The following is a 17,240-nucleotide window of genomic DNA, read 5'->3' as shown; positions in this document are numbered from 1 at the left end:
GGCGGAGCCGGGGATAAGGAACTGGCCTTTTGTCGCGGCAATGCGGGTGGGGCGATCCGCGAACGCGGATGAAGGGGGCCGCGGCGTGGCGGGCATCGCGGAGCGGGCACGGCCCCCTTCATCCGCGGGCGCCGCCCAAGGTGACTTAACCGCCAACTCGCATCGGTTCATTGGGCCAAGTCAAGCATCAGGACATCGCGTCGGATCCAGTTCAGGACGTCCTCAAGTCCTTCATCCGTCTTGAGGTTCGTGAAGCAGAACGGCTTATTGCCGCGGAATTCCTTGGAGTCGCGCTCCATGATGGAGAGGTCTGCTCCGACGTGGGGTGCCAGGTCCGTTTTGTTGATGATGAAGAGGTCGGACTTGATCATCCCTTGGCCGGCTTTGCGCGGGATCTTCTCGCCTTGGGCGACGTCGATGATGTAGATGGAGAAGTCGACGAGTTCGGGGCTGAAGGTGGCGGAGAGGTTGTCGCCGCCGGATTCGACGAAGATGACCTGGAGCTCCGGGTGCCGGGTCTTGAGTTCTTCGATGGCCGCAGTGTTCATGGAGGTGTCTTCGCGGATGGCGGTGTGGGGGCAACCGCCGGTTTCGACGCCGATGATCCGGTCCTCGGGGAGGATGCCGTTGGCGGCGAGGATTTTGGCGTCTTCGATGGTGTAGATGTCGTTGGTGATGGCGGCCATGGAGATGTCCCGGCTCATGTGGCGGGTGATGCGTTCCACGAGCTGTGTCTTGCCTGCTCCGACGGGTCCGCCGATTCCGATTTTGATGGGTTCAGTCATGTCTTCTGTCCTTTGCACTAACTAGCTCATGAACATGCGGGCGCGTTGCCGTTCGTGCCGCATTTGTGAAATTTCCAGTCCGGGGCTGACTGCCCCAAAGTCGTCCCAGCACAGCTGTGCTACATCCCGGCCGGCGGCAGCAACGGCGTCGTGTGCTTGGCGAAGTACCCGCTGCCCGGCGTTCTGCCCAAGCGGTATGGCGCGCACGGCGTTCTGCGTCAACGAAGTAACCGTGGCAAACAAGTAAGCGGAAAGCGCCGCTTCAAAAGGAACGCCGAGCGACCGCGCAATAACCCCAAAAGCCAAAGGCTGATGCCCCATGGCACCCCCCTGACGAACGAGCCCCCGATAAGCCTCCAACTCCCCTGACGGAAACACCTCCCCGCCAATCTCAAGCAACCGTCCGCCCATCTTCAAAGAAGCCTCCCGAACCTCCCGAGCCAACAGCTGCCCGGTAAGAACAGAATCCAACAGGCCAACATCCACCCCCTCATAAAGGAAACGCAGAGCCAACCCATCCGAATAAACCAACTGCTGCCCCACAAATGCGCTCAACCAAGTACCGAAAGTGACCTCATCCCCCACAAGCCCCCGATCGATATAGCTCTCAAACCCCAAAGAATGAGCAAAAGCGCCCGTCGGCAAAGCCGAGTCGGTCAACTGTTGGAGAGCCAGCTGATATGTCGCACTCAAAGCGCACCCCCGGCGGTGCGGACTGTGCGCTGGAGCGGAGCTGGGAAGGGGGCCGCGGCGTGGCGGGCCACGCGGGGGGCCCACTGCCGCGAGGGCCCCGACCTGAGCTTGCGAAGGTTGGGAGCGGCTGGGGACGGGCACGGCCCCCTTCCCAGCGAAGCGAAAGCGCACGCACCCAACCTGCCGGGGCGCATGACTTTAGTGCGAGTGCTCAGCATGGCGGAAGGGCACCGGCATGACCCGCTCTTGCCTGTCGTAGGGGACGCCGACGCTCTTCAGATAGTCCTCTACGGTGTGGTCGTACTGGCACACCATGACTTCGGCTTCGTATTCGGATGCGGCATCAAAGAATTGCGCCTGCAGATGCCGGTTGCCGAGCGAGTGCGCCACTACACCCATTTCGTGGATGCTCCTTGGCGCTATCACCAGGACGTCCGTTGGCAGCACGGAGATGACGATGACGTTGTGGTCGTCGACTGCCAGGATGTCACCGTCGCGGAGGTCGCCGGAGCCGCTGGGCAGACGGATGCCGAGTTCCTTGCCGTGGTCGGTGGTGACCCGTTGGATCCTTTTGACGAGGAGGCTGCTGGGGAGGACGACTTTTTCCGTGTGCCTGCCCGCATAGCTGCCTGCGGGCAGTTCGTGGACGTTGCCCAGAATTTGTTCGATGATCATCGGGCTCCTAGAAGAGGAAGTAGCGCTGCGCCATGGGCAGGACGTCGGAGGGCTGGGAGGTGACTTCTTCGCCGTCGACCGTCACCTTGTAGGTTTCGGGGTCGACGGCGATGTCCGGGGTTTCGCCGTTGTATTTCAGGTCCGCTTTGGTGAGGTTGCGGATGCCGGACACGGGTTTGATGATGCGTTCGAGGCCGAGTTCGGCGGGCACTCCGGCGTCGATGGCTGCCTGGGACAGGAAGGTGATGGACGTTTGCTGGAGCGCCTTCCCGTAGGTGGCGAACATGGGCCGCATGGTGCGGGGTTGGGGCGTGGGGATGGAGGCGTTGGAGTCTCCCATCAGCGCGTAGGCGATCTGGCCGCCTTTGATGACGAGTTCGGGTTTCACGCCGAAGAACGCGGGGTCCCAAAGGGCGAGGTCCGCGAATTTGCCTTCTTCCACGGAACCGATCACGTCTGCCATTCCTTGGGCGATGGCCGCGTTGATGGTGTATTTGGCGACGTAGCGTTTGAGACGGAAGTTGTCGGAGCCGGCGGAGCCGTGGGTGGTCCCGGTTGGATCCGTCAGCACTCCCCGTTGCCGTTTCATGGCGTCGGCTACCTGCCAGGTGCGCGTCACTACTTCGCCTACCCGGCCCATGGCCTGGGAGTCCGATGACGTAATGGCGAAGATGCCGAGGTCGTGCAGGACGTCTTCGGCGGCGATGGTTTCGGCCCGGATCCGGGAGTCGGCGAAGGCCACGTCTTCGGGAATGTCCGGGTTGAGGTGGTGGCAGACCATGAGCATGTCCAAGTGCTCTTCGATGGTGTTGCGCGTGTACGGCAGCGTGGGGTTGGTGGAGGCGGGAAGGACGTTGGGCAGCCCGGCGATTTTGATGATGTCCGGGGCGTGGCCGCCGCCTGCGCCTTCGGTGTGGAAGGTGTGGATGACCCGGCCGTCGATGGCCCGGATGGTGTCTTCGACGAAGCCGCACTCGTTGAGGGTGTCGGTGTGGATGGCCACCTGGATGTCGTATTCGTCGGCGACGCGCAGCGACATGTCAATGGATGAGGTGGTGGAGCCCCAGTCCTCGTGGACTTTCAGTCCTACGGCACCTGCCCGGATCTGCTCTGCGAGGGGCTCGACGGCGGACGCGTGGCCTTTGCCGAACAGGCCGATGTTCACGGGGAGCCCTTCGGCGGCCTGAAGCATCCGCGAGATGTGCCAGGCTCCGGGGGTGATGGTGGTGGCTTTGGTTCCTTCGGCCGGGCCGGTGCCACCTCCAACCATCGTGGTGATGCCGTTGCACAGGGCCGCAGGGACCTGTTCCGGGGAGATGAAGTGGATGTGGGTGTCGATGCCGCCGGCTGTGAGGATCTTCCGTTCGCCGGCGATGATCTCCGTGCTGGCGCCGATCACGATGTCCACGCCGTCAGTGATCTGCGGGTTCCCGGCCTTGCCGATCTTGAAAATATGCCCGTCTTTGAGCGCGACGTCGGCTTTGTAGATCCCGGTGTAATCCAGGACCACCACGTTGGTGATCACGGTGTCCGGGATGTCTTCGACGCGGGTCAGTTGGCCGTTTTGGCCCATGCCGTCGCGGATTACTTTTCCACCGCCGAACACTACTTCTTCGCCGTGGACCGTGTGGTCCTTCTCGATCTCAAGGAACAGTTCGGTATCCGCCAGACGGATGGCATCCCCGGTGGTGGGTCCGTACAGTTCGGAGTATTGCTTGCGGGAAATCTCGAAGCTCACTGGTGGTCCCTTTCCGCTGCGACGCCCGGGCGGGGTTCACCGGCAACGTCAGTGCCGCCGTCGAGCTTTCCGTTGACTGCGTTGCTGAGGCCGAACACTTCGCGTGACCCGGCGAGTTCAATCAGCCGGACCGTTTTCCTGTCCCCGGGTTCGAAACGCGCGGCGGTGCCCGCCGGGATGTCCAGGCGGCGGCCGTACGCGGCGTCGCGGTCGAATTCCAAGGCGCGGTTCGCTTCGGCGAAGTGATAGTGCGAACCGATCTGCACCGGCCGGTCGCCGCGGTTCACTACCTCGACGGCGATCGCCTCACGGCCGCTGTTGCAGGCGATGGAACCTGGCTGGAGCCTGTATTCACCGGGGATCATTGGGGCTCCTAACGGATGGGGTTGTGGACGGTGACGAGCTTGGTGCCGTCAGGGAAGGTGGCTTCAATCTGGACGTCATGGATCATCTCCGGCACACCTTCCATCACGTCGTCCCGGCTGAGGAGGGTGGTTCCGTAGCTCATGAGTTCGGCCACGGTTTTGCCGTCGCGGGCGCCCTCAATGAGCTCATAGCTGATGACAGCCACAGCCTCGGGGTAGTTCAGCTTGAGCCCTCGGCCTTGTCGGCGCCGTGCAAGGTCGGCGGCCACCACGATCATGAGTTTTTCCTGCTCACGGGGCAAAAGGTGCACGGCATCTCCTTGTGGCTGGGCACAGCTGGGACTGATGTGACCAGCGTAGGGAGCGGAAGTTTCAGGCACGTTTCCAATCCGTCTCAGGCGGGGGTCGAATAGCCCCGAATTGACCTCAACTATTGTTGAGGTTCTAGCATCGGATATTGTGCGCCCAGCGGCGTCATTCCGAGCAAGTTCCACCAAAGGTATAGCGATGACCCACCACAATCCCCTGCCGTCCCCGGCCGTCGGCGAGCTCTTCAGGTCCGCGTTCCGCGCGCACCCGGCGGGAGTCGCGATCGTCACTGCCTCCGGTCCCGAGGGCGCTGTAGGGCTCACGGCGTCTTCGGTGGCATCCGTCGCGGTGGATCCGCCAACGCTCGCGTTCTCAGTCACCGGCGGCCGGTCGGCGTCGGTTATCGCGGCCGCGCAGTCAATCGTGGTGCACCTTGTGGGCGCCGGCCAGTTGGAACTGGCGCGCACGTTCGCAGACCCCGCAGCCCCGCGCTTCACACAGGACATGGACTGGGAGTTGCTGCCTACCGGCGAGCCCCTCCTCCGGGAAGCCCAGTGGGCGCTGCGCTGCGACATCATCCACCGGGCACCGCTGGGAGGCTCTGTGCTTCTGGCCGCGACGGTCCTGGACATCAGGGCGAACCCCGGCGCCTCAGCCCCGTTGGTTTACCACAACCGCGAGTTCCACACGCTGCTCGAAACCGCACAGGCCATGGGCTAGTTGTTGCGCCCCCGCGCCGCCACGGCCCACGTCTCCACGACGGACCCATCGCGCACCACCGTGACCTCGTCCACGAGGTTCATCGCCAGGCACACGTGGTTCGGAATCACCCTGAGCCTCGTACCCAGAGCCGGAAGATCCGACGAGTCCGGCCAAACGACCGTGGCGTGGTGCTCGGACAGTGCGGTTACCTTCGCTTCGGGGTACTCCGGGAGCCGGCCGTATCCGGTGGCCCAGTCCGGACGGTCACTGCCCAGGACCTTGCTGCCCGCGTCCACCACAACCCGGCGCACATTTCCGTCGGCTGCCTCGTTGCGGCTGACCACAGTTGCTGCCACGGTCAGGGAGATGTCCTCCCAGGCACACCGTTCGAGTTCCAGTTGCTGGGCGTCGCCGAAAACGTAGACGCCTGGACGAAGCTCGGTCGCCACAGTTTCGCCGTCAATCAATGCAGTGGGCGTGGAGCCGCCGCTGATGGTGGTCACCTCGAAACCTGCGGACGTCAGGGCCGTCGCGGCCAGGCCGAGCGCCTCATTCTCGTTGCTTGCCGCGCCGGTCGGCATGCCCGGCTTGTAGCTGTGTCCGGGGAACGTGAAGACGCCCTGAACGCTCAGTCCGGCTGCAGCCGCGGCGTTGGCAACATCCACCACTTCGTCAGGCAGCACGCCGCTGCGATGGTGTCCGCTGTCCACTTCGATCAGCACCTCCACGCTCGCCGCATCGGCTCCGAGGTGGCGCCCCATCGCCGTCGCGCTTTCCGCTGAATCGACGCCGACAGCAAGGCGGCATGCGGCCGTCAGGGCCCGAAGACGGTCCGCGTGGGAGGCTTCGACCCAGAGCGGGTAGGCGATGAAGATGTCCTTGACTCCATCCGCCGCGAAGACTTCGGCCTCGCCGATAGTCGCCACCGTGATTCCAATGGCGCCCGCCGCAAGCTGTTTGCGCGCGATTTGCAACGTCTTGTGCGTCTTCACGTGCGGGCGGAGGTTGAGCCCTCTGCTGAGCATGGCGGCAGCCATCCGCTGGATATTCCGGTCAAGGATGTCGGCATCGATCATGACGGCAGGGGTGACGACTTCAGCGGGAATCACGTTCATTCCTCAAACACTAACGGCCTACGGCGCGGACTGCCTGACCCGCAGCTCGAACGCCGCCTCCGGCTGCTGCACGGCGGGAGCGGCCAGGTTGCTTTCGATCCGCTCGATCAGAAGTTCGACGGCGCGCTCCGCGATTTCCGTACGACCGGGCGCCACCGTTGTCAGCGACGGCGAGGCAAACCGGGCCTCCTCAATGTCATCGAAACCGGCTACGGCAATCTCCCCGGGAACTTTCCGGCCGCGAAGCAGGAGTTCGTGGAGCGCTCCCAAAGCAATAACGTCGTTGAGGCCGAAAACGGCGTCGAATTCCGCGCCCGCATCCAACAGCTTCGCTACCGCCTCAGCGCCCCCGTCCCGCCGCCACTCGCACCGCACCACCAGGGCGGGGTCGTACTCCACCCCGGCCTCAGCGAGCGCAGCCTTGTAGCCGCTGAGGCGCAGGCCGGCACTGCCGGTTGTGTCGCCGTCGTCGGCGCCCAGGACAGCTATCCGACGGCGACCGCCCGCCAACAGGTGCGTGGTCACCGCCGCGGCAGCCTCGTAGTTCCGGATGAGGACCATGTCCAGGCGCGGGTCCTGCACGAATTCGCCCAGGAGGACCAACGGCTTCTTGCCGGCAGCGGCGATGATCTGCTCGGCGTCGAGCGCGAGCGGGATGAACAGGAGGCCGTCGGTGAGGCTGCGGAACTGCCCTTGGAGTGCCGCCTTCTCGTGTTCTGCCTCGTTGCCGGACTGCTCCACCAGCACCCGGTAACCGCGGGCCCACGCCGCCTTCATGATGTCCGATGCCAGTTCCGCGTAGTACGGGATGGAGAGGTCTGCCAGGACCAGGCCGAGCATGCTGGTCTTGCCGGACCGGAGGCTGCGGGCTGTGAGGTTGGTTTCGTAGCCGAGTTCCTCGATCGCATCAAGGACGCGCTGCTTGGTGGCAGGGCGGATGAACTCGTAGTTGTTGATGACGTTGGAGACCGTCTTCAACGAGACTCCGGCGGCGCGTGCGACGTCGTTCATGGTGACGGCCATGCAGGGGCTCCTTCGTTGCGTTTTCATACATCGTTGCAGATGGAGCGGCTTCCGGGCTTTGACCGACCACGAATGCAATGCCTCTTGTTCCGTCACACATCGCTCATCCCCTTGCAACGCCCCTGCAACAAACATGCGCAATGCTGGGGCGAATGGAAGGCGACAGCCGCGGGGAGCAGACATGAGCATCGCAAACAGGGACTTGTTCCAGGCCCTGAAGACACAGGCAAGCCTGGCGCAGGCATTCGGAACCATGCCGGGCAGCCAAGAGGACCCGCACCCGTTGAGCCCGGGCAGCTACGTCGAGGCATGGCACAACGGACGGCTCTACCACCGGGGCACCGTGGTCAAGACAGTGGCAGGAACGGACCTCTTCTGGCTCAATGACCACACCGGAAGCCGGCGGCTGCTGGACATGGAGTCCATGGAGATCGTGACCGTCGACGAGCCGGCTCCGGAGCCCGCAGCGCAGGCACCGGAACCAGCCACCGTCACACCTATTTCCGCGTACCCCATGTTCCACGACGGTACGCAGCAGATCGCCTAGTTTCCCACTGTTCAGGACGCCCCGTGGTGTCCTGGCCGCCCTGTGGTGTCCTGGCCGCCCTGTGTTGCCCTAGGACTCCAGGGACAGCCTGATCATGGTCCAGCTCACGGGCGGAAGCCCGGCGGTGAGGCGGCCGCCGTCGAGCTTGACGCTGACGTTTTCGGACGGCAGGACCGACGTCGAATCGTCCGCCGTCGCCTGCCAGTACGGGTCCTTGTTCGTGTACGTGATGGCCTCGATAACCTTCTGCGCGTTGAGGCTTCCGACGGCGGCGTCCAGGGTCAGCGCGTCAGTCGCCGAACGGTTCACGGCGAAGACGACGGCCTCCTTGGCATCGGCGTCATGCGTTGCCACCGCTGACAACGCGCTGAAGGCGGGCGTTTTTTCGCTGTCCAGCTGCGGCGATTCGACGGCGAGGTTCAGCACATCGCCCGAGGCATGTTGCGACGTGAGTGCGAACGGGTGGAACGTTGTCTGCTTCCAGGCACGGCCACCGGGCTCGGTCATGATGGGCGCGATCACGTTGACCAGTTGAGCAAGGCTGGCTGAATGGACGCGGTCCGTGTTGCGAAGCAGCGTTATCAGGAGGTCACCCACCACTACGGCGTCCGCCACTGTGTAGCGGTCCTCCAGCAGTACCGGGGCGACCGGCCAGTCATCACCGGCGGGTGCCTTCGATTCGTCCCGGGACATGTGCCAGACGTTCCACTCGTCGAAGGAAATGTTGACCTGCTTGCCGGATTTCGTTGCAGATTTCACGTGGTCGATGTGGGACACCAGGTCCTTGATGAAGGCCTCCATCCTGTGCCCGGCGGACAGGTGTTCCTGCAGATCGCCGAAGTCCTCGAAGTACTGGTGGGCTGAGATCAGGTCCACGAGTTCGTAGGTTTCGTTGAGGACCACACGCTCCCATTCGCCGAATGTGGGGAGGTCCGGGCCGGAACTTCCACACGCCACCAGCTCCAGGTCCGGGTTCACCATGCGCATGGCCCGGGCTGTTTCAGCCGCAACCCGGGCGTACTCTGCGGCCGTTTTGTGGCCGATCTGCCAGAAACCATCCATCTCGTTGCCGAGGCACCACATGTTGATGTTGTGGGGCTCGACGGCGCCATTGGCCTTGCGCTGTTCGGACAGGGCCGTACCGCCCTTGATGTTGGAGTATTCCAGCAGGTCCAGGGCTTCCTGCGTTCCCCTGGTGCCCAGGTTCACTGCCATCATGGGCTCGACCCCGGCCTTTTCGGACCATTTGGCGAACTCGTCCACGCCCACCAGGTTGGGGTCGCTGGAGTGCCAGGCGAGATCCAGGCGGGTGGGGCGGTCTTCCTTGGGACCCACCCCGTCCTCCCAGCGGTAGCCCGAAACGAAATTCCCTCCGGGGTAGCGGACGGTGGAGACGCCGAGTTCCCTGGTGAGCTCCAGGACGTCGGTACGGAATCCGTCCTCGTCAGCCTGCGGGTGCTCCGGTTCGAAGATTCCTGTGTAGACGCAGCGGCCCAGGTGCTCGACGAAGGCCCCAAAGGTTTTTCTCCGGACCGGACCGATGACAAATGCGGGGTCGATAGTGATTTTGGCGGTGTTGTTCTGGTCTCCCAAGGCATGGGTCCTTGTCTGCTGGGTTGTTCGGGGGCTTACGAGTCAATTTACAACGTTATAGAACCATGCTGTCGGTGTATCGATGACGAGTCAAGGACTTTCTTTGCTTTGCGCGGCGCTTGCTACGGTGGCACGCCGTTTTGCGGCGGGAATTCACGCCGAGCGGGTTGGGGAGCGGCCTAGGCTGGAGTCCATGTCATCCGGGATCACCGCGTCCGCCTATTCCGCCCGCGCGGCCGAGTACACCTCGCTGTTCGGGTCCATCAGCAGCACCAACACCGACGATCGCGCGCTTGTCCAGGACTGGGCCGGCAGCCTTGACGGGAAAGTTATCGACGCCGGCTGCGGCCCAGGCCAGTGGACGCACTTCATGCACTCGATTGGCGTGGATGCCAAGGGTGTGGACCTGGTGCCTGAGTTCATCGAGACCGCCCGGCAGCGCTACCCGGACATCCCCTTCACACTGGGCGACCTCAAGGATCTGCCGACGCCGGAGCAGTCACTCGCCGGGATCCTCGCCTGGTACTCGGTGATTCATACTCCCCCTGAAGACATCGGCGCGGTCCTGGACGAATTTGCCCGATGCCTCAGGCCCAACGGCGGTCTCCTGCTGGGATTCTTCGAGGGAGTCACCCTGAAGGTCTTCCCGCATGCCGTGACGCCCGCCTATTTTTGGCCCGTGGAGGAGATGGCCGCCCGGCTCCAGGATGCGGGCTTTACCGTGACCAGCACACACTCCCGCGCAGACCCCGGAGTCCGTCCGCATGCCGCCATCGTTGCTCGGCGGGCGAAATCCTGACGCCCACGCTGACCTTTGCGCCGTTCACGGCTGTGCGGCGGGAGATAGGGCCAAGACCGCCAGTCCGTGGGCGGACAACAAAAAACAGGCCGGAGACTCAGCGTCTCCGGCCTGTTTTGGAGGGTGGGCCCTGTGGGGATCGAACCCACGACCCACGGATTAAAAGTCCGATGCTCTACCAACTGAGCTAAAGGCCCTCCAGCTGTTGAAACAGCCATAAATACTGTACCCCAAGGTCAAGGCAGGTATGGAACCGAAGGCGCGCTGCGGCGTCGTCACCTTCTTTGTGCGGGAAGTCGACGACGACGCGCGGCAGCTGCGGCGTGTCTGTCTCAGGGCGACGGCAAAGCGGGTAGCGAAGGCCCGCCCCGGCAACAACGGCCCAAGGAACCGTTACTCGACCCCACCAGAGCACAGGAGTACGGTGAACTCATGAGCGAACAGCCAGGATCACGTGCGTACGGCGGAGCAAACAGGCACCACAAGCCCAAGCCCTTCGCCCCCATCGATTTCGAACCGTTCGCCGGTGGGGCAGACCCGGCACGCGTTTCCGAGGCAGCGCACCTGGCTGCCCAGGCGCTGGTGAAGCGCGGCCGCGACAGCGACGACCCCAAAGTCACCCGCAGGCTGGTGAAGCTGGCCGATGAGCAAGGCCTCGAAGCCATCGCCGAGATGTGGGCTGAAAGCCCTGCCCGAAGCCTGCCGGGCGCCCTCTGGCGGCTGTATGCCCTTCGCGCCGCAACCATCCAGAACCCGGAGCGCATCTCCGTGTACTTCCGGGCCGGGCGTGACACCGCGCAGGTTTCGAACGTGGTGGCAGGGGCGGCTGAACCGCCGGGAGCCGACGAGATGAAGACCATGGCTGACGCGATTTTGTCGGGCGCCTTCGACGGCGAGTTCGACGTCGCGCTGGAACGTTCGGCTGCGTTCTGCCGGGTGGTGGCACTCGGCCAGGCGACACTTGCCGACGGCGCCGAACACACCAATGAGGGCCACGCGAGCAAGCTCACCCGCAACTCCCACCAGCTGGTGAAAACCGCGGAAGACCTCGAACATGCCGCAAACGCGTGGAGGCTTGGAGAGCTGGACTAACTCAGCAGAAGGGCGAAACGTACCCACGCCCGGCCCGGACTGTCAATGTTGACTTAGCCAGCCAGACGGGGAAAACTAAAACTGGTGTCGAACCGCGAAACCCCCGGGCTTCAACTTATAGCCGCTTCGAGCGGCCTACCGCCGAGAGGCGTATCCGGTTCGGCACCATTTTTATGCCCGAACGCAGTTTGCCCGGGCCTGTCCTGAAACGGGCCCGGGCAAACGCGGCAGGAACTACTTCAAAGTGACCGTAGTTTCGGCGGTTTCCTTCTTGTCGTGATCCAGGTCGCCGGCCGCGTCCTGCGGCGTCATGGTGGCCTTGATCTCGGTTTCCTTGCCTGCGGTGTAGGCGAAGTTCTCGGCGATGTTGAACGACTCACCCGGCTTCAGCACGAACGGGTCCTTTTCCTTCAGCTTGATGCCTGAGCTGGTGAGGCCGTGCTTCTTGAAACCGTCGCTGCTGGAATCGGACGGCATGCCGCCAAGGTACTTCCAGTCCGTGTACTTCGCAGAAGGCGTCACCAGCGAGTGGCTCAGGGGGATATCCGCCGAAGAGGTGTTGGTGACCACGTAGTTCACGTAAACAATCGGAGCGCCCTTCTTCAGCAGGTTCTCCTTCGTTTCCTTGTCCACGAACATGCTGTCCTTGGATGCGACGTCCGTGGCCACCTGGAAGACATCCACGGAGAAGCTGTCACCCTTCATGCTGCCCAGCTTCTCGCCGGCGTCCGAGATGGGAAGCGCCCAGGCGGCAACCTTATAGTCTCCCGAGGAAGTGCCTTCGGAGGCAGCAGAAGAAGCAGAGGACGACGACGACGCTGAAGGCGAAGCGGACGACGACGAGGACGACGATTCGGAGCCAGCCGGCGTCGGGCTCGACGCAGCGGGTCCACAGGCACTCAAGGCGAGCATCCCGGCAGCCGCCAAGCCGGTGATCTTCACAACATTGTTGAAACGCATAATTCCCCCATTGATTGGATTAAATATTTGTCTTGCCAAGTGTTGCATGGATGTGCAGCACCTCGCGATGGGGACAACTTCCCGCAACGTTCCCGCGCGCATCCCGCAGCTCGCCGCCGGACCGGTAAAGTTGGGAGCGAAACGGGTCGCGTCAAGTCAAGCGGCCTGCGCCCACCCGTCCCCAGCCCGGAAGCGACATGAAGCTGCGCCTTTTCCCCCAGGAACCTGCCGGGCTCGTACTGCTCGCACAGATGGCCGGCGTCATCGTGGCAGCCACCGGAACCCTGTCCGAGATTCTCGGCGCCCCCGCCGGCGAGCACGACCGCCTTGCCGAGGAACTGCACGAGCATGAGTCGAAATCCCTGGACCTGCACTTCGCACTCCTGACGCACATGCGCACCAGTTTCGTGAACCCCCTCCCGCGCGAGGACATGTACACCTTGTCGCGCCACCTCAACGAGGCCATGGAGAAGCTGGATGCCGCCGGCGACCTCGTCGCGATCTACAAGCTGGACCGGCTCCCCAAACGCGCCGCCGACCAGCTGGAGATCATCAGCCGGCAGGCCGAGCTGACGGTGGACGCCATGCGGAAGCTCGAGGACCTTGATGAACTCGAGGACTACTGGATTGAAATCCTCCGGCTCACCAAGCGTGCAGAACGCACCCATCGGATCTGGGTGGCCGAGATGCTCAAGGACATGAAGTCCGCGCAGTACGCGCGGCACCGGGACATCGCCAACCAGTTGGTGGAAGTGACCAAAGACATGCGGAAGGTCGCCACGCAGGTAGGCAGCATCATCGTCAAGGAATCATGACGTGACCATCGCCGCCCTGGTCCTGGTAGTTGCCTTGGCTGCCGGGTTCGCATTCCTCAACGGCTTCCGGGATGTCTCCAACGCCGTCGCGCTTTCCACCCGGACCCGTGCCCTTACGCCGTCCATCGCCGTGCTCCTGGCTGCCGTCTTCAACTTCGTGGGCGCCATGCTCAGCGGCACGTTCGTCCTCGCCTTCACGCAGTCATGGATCACCCTGCCCGATGGCACCAGCGGCCTCACCATGCTCGCCTCAGCCTTGGCGGCATCAATACTGTGGGGAGTTTATGCGTGGTGGCGTGGCATTCCTTTGTCTTCCACGAACTCGCTGGTGGGCGGCCTGATCGGCGCGGGCAGCGCGAGCATCCTGGTGGGTGGAAACTCCATCGGGGGCGTGGACGGCATCGTTGTCACACAGGTGGTCCTCCCCCTGGTGCTGTCGCCGTTGATAGCCTTCGGGGCGGCTTACCTCCTGGTGTGGCCGGTGACGTGGGCCGCCCGCTACACGCAGCCGAACGTCGTCAACAGGCGATTCCGGCGTGCGCAGGCCGTTTCCAGTGCGGCTGTTGCGTTCGGCCATGGCCTCCAGGACGGGCAGCGAACGGCCGCGGTCATTCTTCTGGCAATCGTGGCTGCCGGGTTCTCGGGCGGGGACGACGTCCCTCTGTGGATCCTGCTCCTCACCGCCGTCATGCTCACGGCGGGAACCCTGTTGGGCGGCTGGCGGATCTCCCACACGTTGGGGCACAAGCTCATCCGGGTTGATCCGCTGCGTGGATTCGTGGCCCAGACCCTGACGTCGGTGATGCTGTTTATCGGCGCGATCGGATTTCAGCTGCCGCTTTCCACCACGCACACACTCACGGCCTCGATACTGGGCGGCGGCGTCAACCAACGCTTCCACACCGTCAACCGGCGCCTGGTCCGCAGGATCCTGCTGTTCTGGGTAGCAACGCCACTGGTCACCGCAATAGCTGCGTTCATCCTGGAGCTTGCGCTCTCCCCGCTCACACGCCTGTAACCCCAACTGGGAAGGACAACGACGCGGATCCTGCAACGGCTAGTACGAGACTGCCGTTTCCGGGCCCAATGCCGGTCGTTAGGTCCAGATCAGAGGCGGTCATGGTGTGCCGGTTCCCGTTGGGGCTGTAGGGCCGGGGCCGACAAGCTGCGTCCTGAGTCGGACAGGAATGCCATAAGTGGCAAACTGGGCATCCATACCCTCTTGCACGGTTGCGTATTTCCCGTTTTGGACGTCAAAGGCGAGAAAGTCCCAGTTATGGACGCTGGTCCACAACTGTGTGAAATCGGTCAGGTATCGGCCGTTGCTTTGGAGCGTGGCAAAGTTGAAATAAACGTTGCCACCGTCGAGGCCGATGGCCCTGATCCCCTCATCTGAAATGAAGTACGCAAGCCAGCCTTCGGCGCACCCAAGGACGGTGTAGTACTGCTGCTCATTGGCCGGGATCGGCTTAATCGCCTGGACTTGGTCGTTCCGCCGGATATCGATGTTGTCAGGGGTGCAGGCGCCCGCAGCTGGGCCGGCGGGCGCGGCCGCTGGTGGTGCCGTGGTCGGCGCCGGGATCGGGGTGACAACCGTGGTCGAGGTCGGAGAAGGGGTCCATGCCGGGGTTTCGGTTGGGGTGGTTGTCGGTGTGGGGCTTGCCGTCGCGGAAGGGGTAACCGTTGGCGACGCGGTGGGCGTTGGCGTAGGGGTGGCCGTGACAGTGGCAGTGTCGGTAGTGGCCGGTGCCGGCGCCGATTGCGGGACGAGGTTGCCGGCTACGACGACCGCCCCGATGACAGCTGCCGCAGCGAGAACCACACCTGTGGTGGCCGCCCACCCTTTACGCCGAGGTTTGCGGTCGGCGAGAGAAACGACGTTGGGATCATCGGAGAAGACATGGGACCGGCTCGGCAGGACACCGGGGGTGGTGCCGGGTTCGGGGACGTTTGGTTTTGCGTTTTTCATGAGTTGTTCGATGCGGTCCATGGTTAGACTTCCCGTTCTGTCATGAGGTGTTGTGGTGCGGCTTTCGCGAACGCTTTCCGGGCCCGGTGGAGCCTGACCGCGGCAGCGGAGGCTGTACACCCAAGGCTTTCAGCCAGTTCCGCGGTGGTGAGGTCATCCCAGTACGAGAGCATCAGGATTTCCCGATCGCGGTCCTTGAGCCTGGAGAGGATCTCCGCAACGGTGGCCTGCTGCTCGTCATCGCTGGTAGTAACGGCCTGGACCCGGGCTTCTTCGGCCAGGCGCTGCATGAGTTGATCGCGACGACTCCTGCCTTTGTACTCATTGCCCAGTACATTCCTGGCTGTGGCTATCAGCCATCCGAAGCCGGGCGGCTCGGGCGGTTGTTTTTCCCACACGATTCGGAACACGTCATTGGCCAGTTCCTCGGCCCGTTCGCGGTCGTTGATCCGGTACGCGATGTACTGGTAGATGCGGCTGAAGTGTTCAGCGTGAAGAGCAATCAGTTTCTGCTCTCTGGTAGCCAACATCCTTGTTCTGTTCCCCCGGACTAGTGCGATGTGATGTGTCAACCACTAAGTGTCCCGGGAATCGTTGTTTCTTACATAACCGTAGAAAAAGTTTAAGCATCTGTTCCGGTAGCCCTCTTAAATGAAGAGATACCCGGCAAAATCCCCCAATGAGCGTGCCGGGTATCTCTTTTAGAGCCGCTGCGCGGCCAAGTCGTCGCCGCTGGGTCTCTGCTTGCCTGCGTGACGGACCGACCACACGCTTCTGCAGGCATGCACGACCGCGACGACGACGAACATCGCGGCTACCAGGACAACTGTCGAAACGGCGACGACGATCACGCCGATGAGATGAACGAGCAGTACGCCGAAGATCACCACTGAGTGGGCGTCTATGAATTCCATGGTTAATTTCTTGTGCTTGGAGTGGAGGTGGTTACGGAGCGCCGGTTGCTGGGCCGGGACCAACAAGTTGTTCCCTCAGCCGGACTGGGATGCCGTTTGTGGCGAACTGGGCGTCCATAGCCTCTTGCACGGTGGCGTATTTTCCGTCCCGTACGACAAAGGCAAGGAATTCCCAGTTATGGACGCTGGTCCACAACTGTGTGAAGTCAGTCAGGTATCGGCCGTTGCTTTGGAGCGTGGCAACGTTGTACCAGGCGTTGCCACCGTCGAGGCCGATGGCCCTGATCCCCTCATCTGAAATGGAGTACGCAAGCCAGCCTTCGGCGCACCCAAGGACCGTGTAGTACTGCAGCTCATTGGCCGGGATGGGCTTAATCGCCCGGACTTGGTCGTTCCGCCGGATATCGATGTTGTCAGGGGTGCACGCGCCCGCGGTGGGACCACCGGGTGCTGGGGTCGCGGGGCCGGGGCCGACAAGCTGCGTCCTGAGTCGGACAGGAATGCCATAAGTGGCAAACTGGGCATCCATACCCTCTTGCACGGTTGCGTATTTCCCGTTTTGGACGTCATAGGCGAGAAAGTCCCAGTTATGGACGCTGGTCCACAACTGTGTGAAATCGGTCAGGTATCGGCCGTTGCTTTGGAGCGTGGCAAAGTTGAAATAAACGTTGCCACCGTCGAGGCCGATGGCCCTGATCCCCTCATCTGAAATGGAGTATGCGAGCCAGCCTTCGGCGCACCCAAGGACGGTGTAGTACTGCTGCTCATTGGCCGGGATCGGCTTAATCGCCTGGACTTGGTCGTTCCGCCGGATATCGATGTTGTCAGGGGTGCAGGCGCCCGCGGCTGGGCCGGCGGGCGCGGGCGCTGGTGGTGCGGCTGGCGGAGCGGTCGCCTGTGGGGCAGTAGCGATTGGTGGGGCAGCAGCAGGAACGGGCGCCGCTGCTGGCACGGTACCTGACTGTTCCTGGGATGGTGCAACGGTAGCCGCGGGGACCATGACCGATGATGGCACTTCGAGCAGGACCGGGTTTTCCAGCCGATTAGTGGCGCTGGATTCAGGCGCCGGCAGTATCTGATCAATAACTACGGCGAGAGGCTGGGTGGCGGGCATAGGGCGTTCTGATACTCCCCGAGCGGTGGAAA

General features: G+C 63.1%; 20 protein-coding genes and 1 tRNA gene. 6 read left to right on the top strand and 15 right to left on the bottom strand.

Going from position 1 to position 17,240, the window contains the following annotated elements; translation table 11 throughout:
* Positions 1–167 precede the first annotated feature (167 nt).
* The 6 genes from ureG to JMY29_RS01015 all read right to left on the bottom strand — a co-directional run bounded on the left by ureG (position 168) and on the right by JMY29_RS01015 (position 4,567).
* On the bottom strand, positions 168–785 hold the full coding sequence (gene ureG, locus JMY29_RS01040) for an urease accessory protein UreG (RefSeq protein ID WP_189076373.1): 618 nt from the start codon (positions 783–785) through the stop codon (positions 168–170).
* 21 nt (positions 786–806) lie between these two features.
* The gene (locus JMY29_RS01035) at positions 807–1,478 is read right to left on the bottom strand and encodes an urease accessory protein UreF (RefSeq protein ID WP_189076372.1); all 672 of its coding nucleotides are present in this window, start codon (positions 1,476–1,478) and stop codon (positions 807–809) included.
* A gap of 198 nt (positions 1,479–1,676) precedes the next feature.
* Entirely contained in the window at positions 1,677–2,153 is a 477-nt protein-coding gene (ureE, locus tag JMY29_RS01030; RefSeq protein ID WP_189076371.1) for an urease accessory protein UreE, read from the bottom strand.
* 7 nt (positions 2,154–2,160) lie between these two features.
* Positions 2,161–3,891 (bottom strand): urease subunit alpha, encoded by a 1,731-nt coding sequence (gene ureC, locus JMY29_RS01025; protein WP_189076370.1) that lies wholly within the window; start codon positions 3,889–3,891, stop codon positions 2,161–2,163.
* A complete protein-coding gene (locus JMY29_RS01020) occupies positions 3,888–4,256 on the bottom strand; it encodes an urease subunit beta (RefSeq protein ID WP_018780223.1) in 369 nt (122 codons plus the stop codon). Before JMY29_RS01020 ends, ureC begins: the two co-directional genes overlap by 4 nt.
* 8 nt (positions 4,257–4,264) lie before the next feature.
* Positions 4,265–4,567, bottom strand: a complete 303-nt coding sequence (locus JMY29_RS01015; protein ID WP_018780224.1) for an urease subunit gamma — start codon at positions 4,565–4,567, stop codon at positions 4,265–4,267.
* Between the two features lie 196 nt (positions 4,568–4,763).
* Between JMY29_RS01015 and JMY29_RS01010 the strand changes: the two genes are divergently transcribed.
* Positions 4,764–5,285, top strand: a complete 522-nt coding sequence (locus JMY29_RS01010; RefSeq protein ID WP_055973678.1) for a flavin reductase family protein — start codon at positions 4,764–4,766, stop codon at positions 5,283–5,285.
* Here the strand turns inward: JMY29_RS01010 and JMY29_RS01005 are convergent.
* Together JMY29_RS01005 and JMY29_RS01000 are read right to left on the bottom strand one after the other, a co-directional pair.
* Positions 5,282–6,382, bottom strand: coding sequence for a D-TA family PLP-dependent enzyme (locus JMY29_RS01005; protein WP_189076369.1), 1,101 nt, complete (start codon positions 6,380–6,382; stop codon positions 5,282–5,284). The two genes, JMY29_RS01010 and JMY29_RS01005, sit on opposite strands and share 4 nt — an antisense overlap.
* Before the next feature lie 18 nt (positions 6,383–6,400).
* On the bottom strand, positions 6,401–7,405 hold the full coding sequence (locus tag JMY29_RS01000; RefSeq protein WP_189076368.1) for a LacI family DNA-binding transcriptional regulator: 1,005 nt from the start codon (positions 7,403–7,405) through the stop codon (positions 6,401–6,403).
* 181 nt (positions 7,406–7,586) lie between these two features.
* On the opposite strand from JMY29_RS01000, the gene JMY29_RS00995 reads away from it, so the two are divergent.
* Positions 7,587–7,952 (top strand): hypothetical protein, encoded by a 366-nt coding sequence (locus JMY29_RS00995; protein ID WP_055973688.1) that lies wholly within the window; start codon positions 7,587–7,589, stop codon positions 7,950–7,952.
* Positions 7,953–8,021: 69 nt separating this feature from the next.
* On the opposite strand, the gene arfA is transcribed toward JMY29_RS00995, so the two are convergent.
* Complete coding sequence (arfA, locus tag JMY29_RS00990; RefSeq protein ID WP_189076367.1) at positions 8,022–9,545, bottom strand: arabinosylfuranosidase ArfA; 1,524 nt, start codon at positions 9,543–9,545, stop codon at positions 8,022–8,024.
* A 193-nt stretch (positions 9,546–9,738) separates the two neighbouring features.
* On the opposite strand from arfA, the gene JMY29_RS00985 reads away from it, so the two are divergent.
* The gene (locus tag JMY29_RS00985) at positions 9,739–10,344 is read left to right on the top strand and encodes a class I SAM-dependent methyltransferase (protein WP_189076366.1); all 606 of its coding nucleotides are present in this window, start codon (positions 9,739–9,741) and stop codon (positions 10,342–10,344) included.
* A gap of 124 nt (positions 10,345–10,468) precedes the next feature.
* Here JMY29_RS00985 and JMY29_RS00980 read toward each other — a convergent pair.
* A tRNA-Lys gene (locus JMY29_RS00980) sits at positions 10,469–10,541 on the bottom strand.
* Between the two features lie 235 nt (positions 10,542–10,776).
* On the opposite strand from JMY29_RS00980, the gene JMY29_RS00975 reads away from it, so the two are divergent.
* Complete coding sequence (locus JMY29_RS00975) at positions 10,777–11,436, top strand: hypothetical protein (protein WP_018780231.1); 660 nt, start codon at positions 10,777–10,779, stop codon at positions 11,434–11,436.
* A 234-nt stretch (positions 11,437–11,670) separates the two neighbouring features.
* Here JMY29_RS00975 and JMY29_RS00970 read toward each other — a convergent pair whose 3' ends face one another.
* Positions 11,671–12,396, bottom strand: coding sequence for a hypothetical protein (locus tag JMY29_RS00970; protein WP_018780232.1), 726 nt, complete (start codon positions 12,394–12,396; stop codon positions 11,671–11,673).
* A gap of 197 nt (positions 12,397–12,593) precedes the next feature.
* Between JMY29_RS00970 and JMY29_RS00965 the strand changes: the two genes are divergently transcribed.
* On the top strand, positions 12,594–13,211 hold the full coding sequence (locus JMY29_RS00965; RefSeq protein WP_018780233.1) for a DUF47 domain-containing protein: 618 nt from the start codon (positions 12,594–12,596) through the stop codon (positions 13,209–13,211).
* 1 nt (position 13,212) lies between these two features.
* Entirely contained in the window at positions 13,213–14,229 is a 1,017-nt protein-coding gene (locus JMY29_RS00960) for an inorganic phosphate transporter (RefSeq protein ID WP_189076365.1), read from the top strand.
* 99 nt (positions 14,230–14,328) lie between these two features.
* On the opposite strand, the gene JMY29_RS00955 is transcribed toward JMY29_RS00960, so the two are convergent.
* From JMY29_RS00955 to JMY29_RS00940, 4 genes are all read right to left on the bottom strand, one after another.
* The gene (locus tag JMY29_RS00955; protein WP_189076364.1) at positions 14,329–15,201 is read right to left on the bottom strand and encodes a hypothetical protein; all 873 of its coding nucleotides are present in this window, start codon (positions 15,199–15,201) and stop codon (positions 14,329–14,331) included.
* A gap of 2 nt (positions 15,202–15,203) precedes the next feature.
* The gene (locus JMY29_RS00950) at positions 15,204–15,710 is read right to left on the bottom strand and encodes an RNA polymerase sigma factor (protein ID WP_189076363.1); all 507 of its coding nucleotides are present in this window, start codon (positions 15,708–15,710) and stop codon (positions 15,204–15,206) included.
* A 171-nt stretch (positions 15,711–15,881) separates the two neighbouring features.
* Positions 15,882–16,094 (bottom strand): hypothetical protein, encoded by a 213-nt coding sequence (locus tag JMY29_RS00945; protein WP_189076362.1) that lies wholly within the window; start codon positions 16,092–16,094, stop codon positions 15,882–15,884.
* Between the two features lie 31 nt (positions 16,095–16,125).
* The gene (locus JMY29_RS00940) at positions 16,126–17,208 is read right to left on the bottom strand and encodes a hypothetical protein (protein WP_189076361.1); all 1,083 of its coding nucleotides are present in this window, start codon (positions 17,206–17,208) and stop codon (positions 16,126–16,128) included.
* Positions 17,209–17,240 lie beyond the last annotated feature (32 nt).

It is taken from the genome of Paenarthrobacter nicotinovorans (genome assembly GCF_021919345.1).
Classification (GTDB): domain Bacteria; phylum Actinomycetota; class Actinomycetes; order Actinomycetales; family Micrococcaceae; genus Arthrobacter; species Arthrobacter nicotinovorans.
This window is presented reverse-complemented; position numbering and strand designations above follow the sequence as displayed.